Origin of the sequence: Nesterenkonia halobia, from assembly GCF_039536005.1 — a bacterium.
GTDB lineage: Bacteria > Actinomycetota > Actinomycetes > Actinomycetales > Micrococcaceae > Nesterenkonia > Nesterenkonia halobia.
Genome location: NZ_BAAAYG010000009.1, coordinates 13,372 through 26,280, shown reverse-complemented (window position 1 = coordinate 26,280; position 12,909 = coordinate 13,372). Strand labels below are relative to the sequence as shown.

At 73.1% G+C, this 12,909-nt stretch carries 10 protein-coding genes; 7 read left to right on the top strand and 3 right to left on the bottom strand.

Annotated elements, in window-relative coordinates:
• Positions 1-82 precede the first annotated feature (82 nt).
• The 3 genes from ABD652_RS10690 to ABD652_RS10680 all read right to left on the bottom strand — a co-directional run bounded on the left by ABD652_RS10690 (position 83) and on the right by ABD652_RS10680 (position 4,804).
• The gene (locus ABD652_RS10690; protein WP_344721143.1) at positions 83-652 is read right to left on the bottom strand and encodes an NUDIX hydrolase; all 570 of its coding nucleotides are present in this window, start codon (positions 650-652) and stop codon (positions 83-85) included.
• 10 nt (positions 653-662) lie between these two features.
• Positions 663-1,202 carry an ASCH domain-containing protein gene (locus tag ABD652_RS10685; protein WP_344721141.1) on the bottom strand — a complete coding sequence of 180 codons (540 nt, stop codon included), beginning with the start codon at positions 1,200-1,202 and terminating at the stop codon, positions 663-665.
• A 146-nt stretch (positions 1,203-1,348) separates the two neighbouring features.
• Entirely contained in the window at positions 1,349-4,804 is a 3,456-nt protein-coding gene (locus ABD652_RS10680) for a pyruvate carboxylase (RefSeq protein WP_344721139.1), read from the bottom strand.
• A gap of 275 nt (positions 4,805-5,079) precedes the next feature.
• Between ABD652_RS10680 and ABD652_RS10675 the strand changes: the two genes are divergently transcribed.
• The 7 genes from ABD652_RS10675 to ABD652_RS10645 all read left to right on the top strand — a co-directional run bounded on the left by ABD652_RS10675 (position 5,080) and on the right by ABD652_RS10645 (position 12,835).
• Complete coding sequence (locus tag ABD652_RS10675; protein ID WP_153144268.1) at positions 5,080-5,364, top strand: HU family DNA-binding protein; 285 nt, start codon at positions 5,080-5,082, stop codon at positions 5,362-5,364.
• 170 nt (positions 5,365-5,534) lie between these two features.
• Positions 5,535-6,203, top strand: coding sequence for a hypothetical protein (locus ABD652_RS10670; protein WP_344721136.1), 669 nt, complete (start codon positions 5,535-5,537; stop codon positions 6,201-6,203).
• A 65-nt stretch (positions 6,204-6,268) separates the two neighbouring features.
• Positions 6,269-7,072, top strand: coding sequence for a copper resistance CopC family protein (locus tag ABD652_RS10665; RefSeq protein ID WP_344721135.1), 804 nt, complete (start codon positions 6,269-6,271; stop codon positions 7,070-7,072).
• Positions 7,073-7,123: 51 nt separating this feature from the next.
• Positions 7,124-9,319, top strand: a complete 2,196-nt coding sequence (locus ABD652_RS10660; protein ID WP_344721133.1) for a bifunctional copper resistance protein CopD/cytochrome c oxidase assembly protein — start codon at positions 7,124-7,126, stop codon at positions 9,317-9,319.
• Positions 9,316-10,182, top strand: coding sequence for a hypothetical protein (locus tag ABD652_RS10655; RefSeq protein WP_344721131.1), 867 nt, complete (start codon positions 9,316-9,318; stop codon positions 10,180-10,182). The genes ABD652_RS10660 and ABD652_RS10655 overlap by 4 nt, the downstream gene beginning before the upstream one ends.
• A gap of 97 nt (positions 10,183-10,279) precedes the next feature.
• Positions 10,280-12,283 carry an NHL domain-containing thioredoxin family protein gene (locus tag ABD652_RS10650; protein ID WP_344721130.1) on the top strand — a complete coding sequence of 668 codons (2,004 nt, stop codon included), beginning with the start codon at positions 10,280-10,282 and terminating at the stop codon, positions 12,281-12,283.
• Between the two features lie 144 nt (positions 12,284-12,427).
• Entirely contained in the window at positions 12,428-12,835 is a 408-nt protein-coding gene (locus tag ABD652_RS10645; protein WP_344721128.1) for a hypothetical protein, read from the top strand.
• Positions 12,836-12,909 lie beyond the last annotated feature (74 nt).

Below are 12,909 nucleotides of genomic sequence, written 5' to 3'. Positions count from 1 at the left end.
GGGATCTCTCGGGGTCTCGACGCGCGTCCGGGCCGCACACCCCGAGGGATCCCCCGATCGATGCGCTGCGGCGTCGTCGGGCTCAGCCGCGGCCGAGCTCGGCGAGCACAGTGGCCAGGCGCTGGTCGAACTGGTCGGCGATGCCGTCGGGGAGGGCGTCGACCGGCCACCAGGCGACGTCGTCGCTCTCCTCGCTGACCAGGATCTCGGCGTCGCGGGAGGCGACCGCGGCGAAGCCCACGTCCCAGTGGGCGGTGCAGCGGGTGAAGCCTGAACCCAGGGAGTGGATGTTCAGATCCGCCGGGGCGCGGCGCACCGGAGTGATCGCCCCCAGCCCGCTCTCCTCGGCGACCTCGCGGAAGGCGGCATCGGCGACGGAGGCGTCGTCGTCCTCGATGTGCCCGCCCAGCTGCACCCAGAACCGGCCTTTGCCGTGGAAGCAGAGCAGCACATGGGAGAAGGACGCGTCGAAGACGAAGCAGCTGGCGGTCAGATGCTCCGGGCGGGGCTGCCGCCGCCAGGCCTCGTCCCCCTGGGCGAGCAGGTCCAGATAGCGGCGCCGCAGATCGTCCTGGCCGGCGTCGACCGGGCGCCAGGCGTCCAGATCCTCGGCGAAGGCCGTGGTCAGGGCAGAGGGGGAGGTCGTCGGCATGCCCGCCAGCTTATCCCGGCGTCGCCAGGTGCCGCGCGGAGTCCTCGGCCGGCGGCCAGACCACGGCGAAGTGCTCCAGGACCACTTCCATCTCCGGGGCGAAGCGTGTGCCGGCGGCCGTGCAGATCCGATCCCAGAACGCCCGGTGCTCGGCGCGCCAATGGGCCAGGCTCCGGTCGCCCTCGCCCTCGGCGCGGGCATGGTCGGCGTCGACGGCGTCGAAGCGGCGGATCTCCAGCCGGGTGGTGCGCACGATGACGCGGGGGACTCCGGAGCCGTCGCAGAACACAGTGTGCGCCCCGATCGACGGCGGCGTCTCGCCCTCCCAGCGGTACTCGGCCAGCAGGCTCGCCGTCGCCGTCTTGACTCCGCGCAGCACCAGGTCGAGCAGCTCGTCCGCCATGGCGCGATGGTCGCCGAACTGGCCGAGGGCGTAGGCCTCCGCCGGCGTCTGCGCGTCGGGGAGGCCTGAGACCCAGGCCTTCCACAGGGCACGGGCCGCCGCCGCGTCGGGCGGGGTGAGCGGGTGCGGAGCCGTCGCAGAGGGCATGAGCCCAGCGTAGTCGCCCCGAGGCACATCGAACGGGGGATCTGCTACGGCTGACACGCCGGATCGGCGAGACAGCGGGAGCAGATCCCCCGTTCGGTGCGGGAAGGGCTTACGGGACCCCGCGGGGCCCCGCGGGACCCCTGGGCTCAGCCCTCGGTCGGGTCGAGGACCGCCAGCAGATCGCCGCCGTCGACCTGCTGGACGCCGTCGATCACCGTGCGTGAGACGGTGCCGGCCGTCGGGGCGGTGATCGCGGCCTCCATCTTCATCGCCTCGATGGTGGCCACGTTCTCCCCGGCCCCGACGACGTCGCCGACGCCCACGACCAGCGTCACCGCCCCCGCGAAGGGCGCGGAGACGTGACCGGGCTGGGCGGGATCGGCCTTCTCGGCGCTGCGCACCGTCGCCTCCACGGACATGTCGCGGACGACGACCTGGCGCGGCTGGCCGTTGAGCGTGCAGACCACGGTCCGCATCCCCTTCTCGTCGGCCTCGGAGATCGACTGCAGAGTCACCAGCAGACGCACGCCCCTGCCCAGCGAGATCACATGCTCCTCGCCCTTGCGCAGCCCGTAGAGGAAGTCGCGGGTGTGCAGGACCATCACATCGCCGTAGGCGTCGGTCGCGGTCTCGAAGTCCCGGGTCGGGCCGGGGAACAGCAGGCGGTTCAGCGTCGTCCGCCGGGTCTGGGAGTCGCCGGCGAGCCCTTCGCGGTCCTCGGCGGAGAGCTCCTCGTCGACCGGGGCGACCGTGCGTCCGCGCAGCGCCTTCGAGCGGAACGGCTCCGGCCAGCCGCCGGGCGGGTCGCCCAGCTGTCCGGCCAGGAAGCCGATCACCGAGTCCGGCAGGTCGAAGCTGCCCGGGTCGGCCTCGAATGCGGCCGGGTCGACGCCCATGCCGACCAGCTGCAGGGCGAGGTCGCCGACGACCTTCGACGACGGGGTGACCTTCACCAGCCGGCCGAGCATGGTGTCGGCGGCGTGGTACATCTCCTCGATGTCCTCGAAGCGCTCGGCCAGCCCCAGTGCAGTGGCCTGCTGCCGCAGGTTGGACAGCTGCCCGCCGGGGATCTCGTGCCGGTAGACGCGGCCCGTCGGGCTCGGCAGCCCCGACTCGAACGGCCGGTAGATCGCCCGCACCGCCTCCCAGTAGGGCTCCATCGAGGCGGCGGCCTCGAGCCCGAGGCCGGTGTCCCACTCCGTGTGCTCCAGCGCGGCGACCAGCGCGGAGGCCGGCGGCTGCGAGGTCGTCGAGGCCATCGAGGCGGTGGCGACGTCGACGGCGTCGACGCCGGCCTCCGCGGCGGCCAGCAGCGTGGCCAGCTGTCCGCCGGCGGTGTCGTGGGTGTGCAGATGCACCGGCAGGTCGAAGCGCTCGCGCAGCGCGGTGACCAGGATCTTCGCCGCCTGCGGGCGCAGCAGCCCGGCCATGTCCTTGATCGCCAGGATATGTGCTCCGGCCTCGACCATCCGCTCGGCCAGCCCGAGGTAGTAGTCCAGCGTGTAGAGGTCCTCCGCCGGGTCGGCGAGATCGCCGGTGTAGCAGATCGCGGCCTCGGCCACGGCGGTGCCGGTCTTCCGCACCGCACGGATGGCCGGGAGGATCTGGTCGACGTCATTCAGCGCGTCGAAGATCCGGAAGATGTCCACTCCGGTCTCGGCGGCCTCGGCGACGAACGCGTCGGTGACCTGCAGCGGGTAGGGGGTGTAGCCGACGGTGTTCCGCCCGCGCAGCAGCATCTGGATCGGGATGTTGGGCATCTCGTCGCGCAGCAGCGCCAGTCGCCGCCACGGGTCCTCGGAGAGGAAGCGCAGCGCGACGTCGTAGGTCGCCCCGCCCCAGGCCTCCACGGAGAGCAGCCCGGGCATCACATGGGAGAGCGCGGGGGCCGCGGCGAGCAGGTCCCGGGTGCGGACCCGGGTGGCCAGCAGCGACTGGTGGGCGTCGCGGAAGGTCGTGTCGGTCACCGCCAGCGCCTGCTGGTCGCGCAGCCGGGCGGCGAAGCCCTCCGGGCCCTCGGCGCGCAGCACGTCCCGCCAGCCGGTGGGCTTCGGATGCGACGAAGGGCCGTCGAAGGGGCTGCGGTCGGGCTCGTCGCGCTTGTCGCCGGGGAAGCGCGGCAGCTTGTCCCGCGGGTCGATGCCGTCGATCCGCGGACCGTGGGGGCGGTTCACCGTGGTCTCGGCCAGATGCTGCAGGACCTTCGAGCCGCGGTCCTTGGACAGGTTCACCCGGGCCAGCTCGGGCCGCTGGTCGATGAAGTCGGTGGCGAAGTCCCCGGCCAGGAAGTCCTCGTCGTCGAGCACGTTCTTCAGGAACCCGATGTTGGTGGTGACGCCGCGGATGCGGAACTCGGCCAGCGCACGGCGGGCCCGGCGGATCGCGGTCCGCCGGTCGCGGCCGCGGCTGGTCAGTTTCACCAGCATCGAGTCGAAGTGCGGGCTGATCTCGGCGCCGTTGTAGACGGTGCCGCCGTCGAGCCGGATCCCCGAGCCGCCGGCCGAGCGGTAGGCGGTGACCGTGCCGACGTCGGGCCGGAAGTCGTTGCGCGGGTCCTCGGTGGTGATGCGGCACTGCATCGCCGCACCGCGGACGGCCAGCTCGTCCTGGCGGATCCCCAGCTCGGCCAGCGTCGCCCCGGCGGCGATGCGCATCTGGGCGGTGACCAGGTCGACGTCGGTGATCTCCTCGGTGACGGTGTGCTCGACCTGGATGCGCGGGTTCATCTCGATGAACACGTGCTGGCCGGCGCGCTCGCCGGCGGTGTCCACCAGGAACTCCACTGTGCCCGCGTTGCGGTAGCCCATGGCCTGGGCGAAGGCGACGGCGTCGCGGAACAGCGCCTGCCGGATCTCCTCGTCGAGCTCCGGGGCCGGGGCCATCTCGACGACCTTCTGATGCCGGCGCTGGATCGAGCAGTCGCGCTCGAAGAGGTGGACCGCGTCGCCGGAGGCGTCGGCGAGGACCTGGACCTCGATGTGCCGGGGGCGGACCACGGCCTGCTCGAGGAAGACCGTCGGATCGCCGAAGGCCGTCTCGGCCTCGCGCATCGCCGCGCCCAGCGCGTCGGGCAGCTCCTCGCGCGTCTCGACCCGCCGCATCCCGCGTCCGCCGCCGCCGGCGACGGCCTTGACGAAGATCGGGAAGCCGATGGACTCGGCGACGGCGACGAGCTCGTCGACGTCGTCGGAGGGGTCCGAGCTGTCCAGCACCGGCACTCCGGCCTCGCGGGCGGCGCGCAGCGCACGGATCTTGTCGCCGGTGGACTCCAGCACGTCGGCCGGCGGCCCGATGAAGGCGATGCCGGCCTCGGCGGCGGCGCGGGGCAGCTGCGGATTCTCGGAGAGGAATCCGTAGCCGGGGTAGATGGCGTCGGCGCCGGCCTCGCGGGCGACGCGGACGATCTCGTCGACGTCGAGGTAGGCGCGGACCGGATGGCCCTCCTCGCCGATGCGGTAGGCCTCGTCGGCCTTCTGGCGATGGTATGAGTTGCGATCCTCATGCGGGTAGACGGCGACTGTGCCGGCACCCAGCTCATTGGCGGCGCGGAGACCGCGGATGGCGATCTCTCCGCGGTTGGCGACCAGGATCTTGGAGAACATCGTGAGGGGTGTTCCTCTCTGTCGTGCCGCACTCCATCGTGCGGACGGCGGACGTCAAGCCGACGGCGCGCACCGTCGGCAGTACAGGCACGGTACCGTCTCGGCGTCGGCGTCGCCCGTGATCCTCGACATATCCTCGCATTGCCGGAGCCCTCGCCGAAACGCCGGAATCGCGCGGAATCATGCCGGTCGAAGCCGTTGCGCGTGGTAAGTTGCCGTCCTGAAAGCCCCGGCATGCCGGGGACTGCCACCGAACCAGTCCAGGAGGACACACCATGGCTATGAACCGCAGCGAGCTCGTCGCAGCCGTCGCCGAGAAGTCCGGCAACTCCCAGGCCGCCGTCAACGGCGTGCTGGACGCGGTCTTCGAGGTCTTCACCTCGCAGGTCTCGCAGGGCGAGAAGGTGACCATCCCGGGCTGGCTGGCCGTCGAGCGCACCAAGCGTGCCGCACGCACCGGCCGCAACCCGCAGACCGGCGCCAGCATCGAGATCCCGGAGGGCCACTCGGTCAAGCTGACCGCCGGCTCCAAGCTGAAGGCCGCCGCCTCCGGCGAGTGAGCCCCGGGCTCGCCGCCGAGCCGCTGCGGCTGCCGCGGCGGTCGCCGCGCAGGCCGTCGTCGACCCCCGCCCGATCCGTCGGGACGGGGGTCGACGTGTCTGCGGCGGGCGGTCGTCGCCGCACGTCGTCGCCGATGACCCGATCTTCTACGAAGCGTAGAATCGCCGATGTGCTCCGTTCCCCGCGATCCGCAGCCGACGCCGCCGCATCCCCCGGCGGGCACGTCGCGGCGCGGTCCGGCGGTCGCGCGCGGGCGGGCCGCGGGGCGCTGGCGGCCTCGATCGCGGTGACCACCGCTACTGTCGCCCATACGGCCGCGCACCAGGCGCCGTCGGCGACGACCGTGCTGCTCGCGCTGCTGATCAGCCTGCCGATCTGCATCGGCCTGGCGGGGATGCGGCTCAGCCGCACCCGCCTGGCGCTGTCGGTGGGGGCCAGCCAGGCGCTGCTGCACGGGATGTTCGTCCCGCCGGCGCCGCCGCCGGCGATGCGCGGCGAGGCCGACGTCGAGCACGCGGCCCATGCCTCCGAGGCGGCCCATGCCGCCCACGCCGCGGAGGCCGCGCAGCATGCGTCGGGGCACATGCTCCCAGCCCATGTGCTCGCCGCGCTGGGCACCTATCTGCTGCTGCACCGGGGCGAGGTGCTGCTGGTCGCGCTGGTCGATCTGCTCACGCTGCGTCCGGCGCGTATCCTGATGAGGGCCGCCGGCGGACTCCAGACCGCCGCGCGTCGGGTCCCCATCCCGCGGACCGCGCGTCGTCCGATGCTCCTGAGGGTCGACGTCGAGCCCGGGACCGTGCGTGGTCCGCCGTCGCATCCGTCGCTCCCGACCTGACCCGGCAGGCCCCCGCCCGAGGCGGGAGGCCGGCGCATGCACCTGCAGACGAAGGACGTTCCACGATGGACCACCACACCACTGACACCACCGCCCGGCGCCGGGGCCCGCGGCGCGCCGCGCTCGCCGGCCTCGCCGGCGCCTCGGCCCTGGCCCTGGGCACGCTGACCGCCGCCCCGGCCTGGGCGCACGACGAGCTGATCTCCTCGACCCCGGAGTCCGGCGTGATCCTCACCGAGGTCCCCGACACCGTGGAGCTGGAGTTCAGCGGCGACGGGATCACCATCGGCGAGGGCATCACCAATGAGATCCAGCTGACCGGCCCGGAGGGGGCGCGCTGGGACGGCGAGACGACCGTCGACGGCGCCACGATGACCACCGAGGTCGACGACGAGCTGCCCGCCGGCCAGTATGAGGTCCGCTACCGCGCGGTCTACTCGGACGGCCACCAGGAGGAGGACACCTACACCTTCGCCATCGAGGACGGCGCGGCCGGCGCAGCCTCTCCCGGTGAGGCGAGCTCCGAGGATCCCGCCTCGGAGCCTTCTGCTGACGAGTCCTCCGACGAGTCCGCCTCCGGGACCACCGATGAGCCGACCGGCGAGGCGACCGACGAATCGACCGGCGACGCCGCCGAGGGCCAGCAGACCACCGCCGACGAGGCCTCGCCGGAGGCGACGGAGACCGCCGCCGAGGAGACCTCGACTCCGGCCTGGCTGCCGGTGGCCTTCGGCGCCGGCGCGCTGGCCGTGGTGATCGTCGCGGTGGTGATCGTCCGGCGCAAGATCACCCAGGTCGACCGGTGGAAGCGCGATGCGGGTCAGGGCTCCGGCTCGGACTCCGGCGCTGACTCCGGCGACCGCGGCTGACCCGACCGACTCCGACCGATCCCGACCGATCCCGAGACCGAGGACGCCTGCATGACTCCCGCCTCCGGCAGCCCCCGCGGCGCCGCCGTCGACCCTGAAGCCGACGCCCCCGTGCGTGCGGTCGGGCTGCCGGCGGCGGGTGCGGCCCTGTGCCTCGGACTGGTCGCCGTCGTCGTCGCCGGGCTGCTCACCGGCCTGTCGACGCCCGGCGAGATCGCCGACCCCGGCGCGCTGACCCGCTGGGGCCTGCCGATCGCCCGGTTCGTCCACCACCTGGCCATGGCGACCGCCGTCTCCGCCGTGCTGCTGGCCGCCGCGGCGATCCCGGCGCGCGTCGGCCCCCGCGGCCGTCGGCGGCGCGGCCAGGACGGCGCCGAGCACCCGGTCTTCTCCGCAGTGCTGCGCATCGCCGGCACGGCCTCGGTGGTCTGGACGGTCGCGGCGATCGCCGTGCTGGTGCTGACCTTCTCCGACATCTCGGGCCAGCCGATCTCGGGGGAGAGCTCCTTCAACGAAGGCTTCCTCGGGTACATCGAGTCCATCGCCACCGGCCAGGCCTGGGCGACGGTGACCGCGATCGCGGCGCTGTTCACCATGCTGGTCTTCGCCGTGCGCTCCACCCCGGGGCTCTTCGTGCTCTCCGGGCTCGGACTGGCCGGCATCGTGCCGATCGCGCTGGTCGGCCATTCCTCCTCCGGCGACGACCACATCGCCGCGGTGAACTCGCTGGGGCTGCACCTGCTCGGCGTCGTCGTCTGGGTCGGCGGGCTGGCGGTGCTGCTGCTCCTCGCCCCGGTGCTGCGCGACCAGACGCGGCGGCTCGCCGCCCGCGACCAGGGCGGCCCGGAGCTGGTCGGCACGCTGCTGCGCCGCTACTCGACGATCGCCGGGCTCGCGATCGTGCTGGTCGCGGCCTCCGGAGTGGTCAACGCCGAGCTGCGCATCTTCGCCTGGGACCAGCTGATCACCACCCCCTATGGGCTGATGATCTCGCTGAAGGCCGCGGCCGTGCTGGCCCTGGCCGGCATCGGCTGGATGCACCGCAGCTGGATCATCCCGCGACTGGTGGGCGCCCACGCCGGACCGGCCGCCCGCCGGGGAGCCGGACCTTCCGACGACGGCGCGGCGGCCGACCAGCGCGGCGTCACCGGACTGCTCTGGCAGCTGGTCGCCGTCGAGGTCGCCATCATGGCCGCCGTCGTCGGGGTCTCGACAGTGCTGGGCCGCACCGCCCCGCCGGTCTCCGAGGACCTGCCGCCCGGGGCCTCGCCGGCGCGCATCATCACCGGCTACGACCTGCCCCCGGCTCCCGAGCTGGCGAACTACTTCACCCTCTGGCGGCTGGACTGGCTGTGGGTCTTCCTCGCCGTCGGCCTGGCGGTCTGGTACTGGGCCTCGGTGGTGCGGCTGCGCCGCCGCGGCGACTCCTGGCCGATCGTCCGGGGAATCAGCTTCGTCCTCGGGCTGCTGACGCTGGTCTGGGTCACCTCCGGCGGCGCGTCCATCTACGGGCTGGTGCTCTTCTCCGGGCACATGATCCAGCACATGACGCTGACGATGGTGGTGCCGATCTTCCTGGTGATGGGCTCGCCGGTCACTCTGGCGCTGCGCGTGCTGCCCGTGCGCGCCGACGGCACCCGCGGCACCCGGGAATGGATCCTGTGGCTGGTGCACTCGCGGTTCTCGCGGATCGTGACCCATCCGGTGGTCGCGGCGGCGAACTTCGCGGGCTCGCTGGTGATCTTCTATTACACCGCCGTCTTCGGCCTCGCCCTGGAGTACCACCTGGGGCACCTGATCATGACGGTGCATTTCCTGCTCACCGGCTACATCTTCGCGCTGGTGATGGTCGGGCAGGATCCGCTGCCGAAGCGGCCGCCGCATCCGCTGCGTCTGCTGATGCTGCTGGCCACGATGGCCTTCCACGCCTTCCTGGCGGTGTCGCTCTCCGGCTCGGAGTCGCTGCTGCAGGCCGGCTGGTTCGGGAACATGGGCTACGACTGGGGCTTCTCCGCGCTGGAGGACCAGCAGCGCGGCGGCGAGCTGATGTGGGGGATCGGTGAGATCCCCACGATGCTGCTGGCCGTCATCGCCGCGATCCAGTGGTCCCGCGACGACGATCGGCAGATGCGCCGCGAGGACCGCGAGGCCGAGCGCACCGACGACGCCGCGCTGCGCGAGTACAACGAGATGTTCGTCCGCATGGCCGAGAACGATCCGCACCGACCGAAGGGGCCGCGCGGATGAGCCGCTGGAGCACCATTCCGAGCACCATTCCGAGCACCACTCCGAGCACCGGGCCGCGCGCCCGCCGCCGCGGCGCCGTCGTCATGCCGCTGCTGGCCGGCGCCGTGCTGCTGACCGGCTGCGGGGCCGGGGAGGGCGACGCCGCGGCCGACGGCTCCTCCGGCGAGGACAGCCCGCCGGCGGGCTCCGAGGAGCAGCTCGCCGCGGCCGAGGCGGCGATGACCCGGGCGGCGAGCTTCGGCTTCGACCAGGCCGGCTACGCCACTGTCGAGGCGGTGGAGCAGTTCCGCGAGCAGGCCGACGAGACCCTGGCCGGCGACGCCGCCGAGGACGTCGACCCGGCGTCCTGCGCCGATCCGCTCGCCGCCGTCGACTGGGCGCCGCTGCTGCTCGACGCCGACGTCGCCCGGGTGGACTTCGGCTCGGAGACCTTCACCGGCACCGGCTCGCTGGAGATCGCCGAGGCCTCCGAGGACGCCGCCGGCGAGCGGGTGGCCGAGCATGTCGCGCGCGTCGAGCAGCTGCTGGACGCCTGCCGGGAGGTCAGCTACACGCAGTCCGAGCAGGACTTCGCCCTGGAGTTCGACGGCGTCGACGGCGTCGTCGAGCCGCAGGACTCGGCGGAGCCGGAGACGACGACGGCCTACCGCTGGAGCCGGGAGTTCGCCGGCGGTGCGGAGCAGACGGAGGAGACGGAGGGCGCCGAGGACGGCGGAACAACCGCGGCGCAGATCCTGTTGACCCGCAGAGGCGAGGACGTGGTGATGGTGTCCTTCATCGGCGAGCCGGCCGCCGGCTCCGCGGAGTTCACCACCATGGCCGAGGCCCTCGCCGCCGAGACCCTGGACGGGCTGGCCGACTGAGCCAGAGCGGCTCCGGAGAGCCTCCGGAACGGGCCGGCTGTCACGACCCGCAGCACGCATCGCGCGCACCGCGCGCTTCACACGAAGGAGCACCAGCATGACGGAGACGATCCGCCGCACCGACCGGGTGCGGGCCTCCGAGCTCGTCGGCCGCGGATGGCTGAACACCGGCGGAGAGGAGGTCACGCTCGAAGACCTGCGCGGCAAGATCGTCATCCTCGACTTCTGGACCTTCTGCTGCATCAACTGCCTGCACGTGCTCGACGAGATGCGCCCGCTGGAGGAGCGCTTCTCCGACGTGCTGGTCACCGTCGGCGTGCACTCGCCGAAGTTCGACCACGAGGCCGACCCGGATGCGCTGGCCGCCGCCGTCGAGCGCTACGAGATCGCCCGGCCGGTGCTCGACGACCCGCACCTGACCACCTGGCAGGCCTATTCGGCCCGGGCCTGGCCGACGCTGGTCGTCATCGATCCGGAAGGCTACATCGCCGCGCATCTGGCCGGCGAGGGCCACGTGGCCGGACTCGACTCGCTGGTCGAGGAGCTCGCCGCCGAGCACGAGGCCAAGGGCACGCTGCACCGCGGCGACGGCCCTTATGTGCCGCCGGAGCCGGTCTCGCGCACGCTGCGCTTCCCGGGCACCGCCGTGCCGGTGACCCGCCCGCTGGGCGCCGACGACGACGGCGCGGCCGCCGGTCGCTTCCTGGTCGCCGACACCGGCAATCACCGCATCGTCGAGCTCGATGCCGACCTGGAGACCGTCGTCCGCTCCTGGGGCGGCGGGGCGCAGGACGAGGCCGGTGCGGCGTCGGACGGCGGGCAGAAGGGTCACCGCGACGGCACCGGCGCCGAGGCGCTGTTCACCGAGCCGCAGGGCGTGGCGATCCTGCCGGCCGAGGTCGCCGCGCAGGTCGGCTATGACGTCGTCGTCGCCGACACCGTCAACCACCGGCTGCGCGGCATCGACGTCGCCGGCGACCGGGTGATCACCGTGGCCGGCAACGGCGTGCAGCGGCTGATCGACTCCGACCGGGTGACCCAGGAGCAGACCGGCGGCGTGGGCAGCCTGGGCACCGAGCCGCTGGAGGTCTCGCTGTCCTCGCCGTGGGACGTGCTGTGGTCGGCGGCCGCCGGCACGCTGATCGTCGCGATGGCCGGCACCCACCAGATCGTCGAGTTCGTCCCGACCACCGGCGAACTGCGCGTGCTGGCCGGCACCGGGCTGGAAGGGCTGACCGACGGCGCGGCCGACGAGGCCTGGTTCGCTCAGACCTCGGGACTGGCCGTCGACGCGGCCGGCGACGTCTGGATCGCCGACTCGGAGACGTCCTCGCTGCGCGTGCTGCGCACGGCGCAGGACCCACGGGCCCCGCAGGTGGAGACGATCGTCGGCGAGGGCCTGTTCGACTTCGGCTTCCGCGACGGCGACCCCTCCCAGGCCCGGCTGCAGCACCCGCTGGGGGTGGCCGCGCTGCCCGACGGCTCGGTGCTGGTCGCCGACACCTACAACGGCGCGATCCGCCGCTACCGCGGCGAGCACACCGCCGCCGACGGCACCACAGTGGACGCCGAGGTCTCCACCGTCGCCCGCGGGCTGAAGGAGCCCTCCGACGTGCTGCTCGACGCCGACGGCTCCACCCTGCTGGTGGTCGAGACCAACGCCCACGAGCTGGTGCGCGTCGCGATCCCGGAGGAGTTCCTCACCGTCGACGAGGGCGCGATGCAGTCGCACCGGCCCAGCACCGACGTCGCGCCGGGCGAGCTGACGCTGACCGTCGGCTTCTCCGCGCCGACGGGCCAGAAGCTCGACGACCGCTTCGGCGACCCGACCCAGCTGAAGATCTCCTCCTCGCCGGAGGAGCTGATCGTCTCCGGCGCGGGCAGCTCGGAGGGACTGGCGCGCACGCTGCAGCTGGACCCGTCCGTCGGCGAGGGCGTCCTGCACATCACCGCGCGCGCCGCGGCCTGCGACGGCGCCCCGGGCGAGGAGATTCCGATGCACGCGGCCTGCCACCTCTACCAGCAGGACTGGGGCATCCCGGTGAACCTGGTCGAGGGCGCGGCCGACACGCTGCCGCTGGATCTGCGCGGGGTGAAGTGAGCGCCGCGCTGGACTGAGCCTCCCGCCCCGACGGCGGGTTCATGAGCTTCTGCGGGCCGGGTGAGCACCCGGCCCGCAGGTGTGTCCGGAGCCTGTGGAGAACTGCGGCGCGATCGGTCGTCCTCCGTGTAGCGTGGTCGCGTCATGGAGGTGCGAGCGCCGGGACGAGGGGAGCACACGGCGGCGATGGTGCGATTCGACGTGCAGACCGGGCTGGGTCGGGGGATCCTCGACCAGGTCGGCGGGCTGAACGCGGGCGCCCGCGGGCAGAACGCGGCGGCCGAGTCCGCCGCGGGGACTGCGGAGTCCCTCTTCGGGACCGCCGAGACTGCGGCGACGGCCTTCTCCGCATTCTGCCGGCTCGCCGAATCGGTGGCCGGCCAGGTGCTCGACGAGTCGGATCTGCGCAGCGCGGCGGTGCAGGACGCACTGTCCCAGGTCGCCGCCGGCGACGAGCAGATGGCCGCCGACGGCGCCGCCGCCGAGTCCCGGACGGCCGGCTGGAGCGTGGACGGCGGCGCCTTCGACCCGTCAAAGTTCGGCCGACGCTGACGAAGGACGCGAGGGGAGATCCAATCGATGTTCGTGCGAGGACGGGCCGGGACCGACGGTGTGACAGTGGCCCA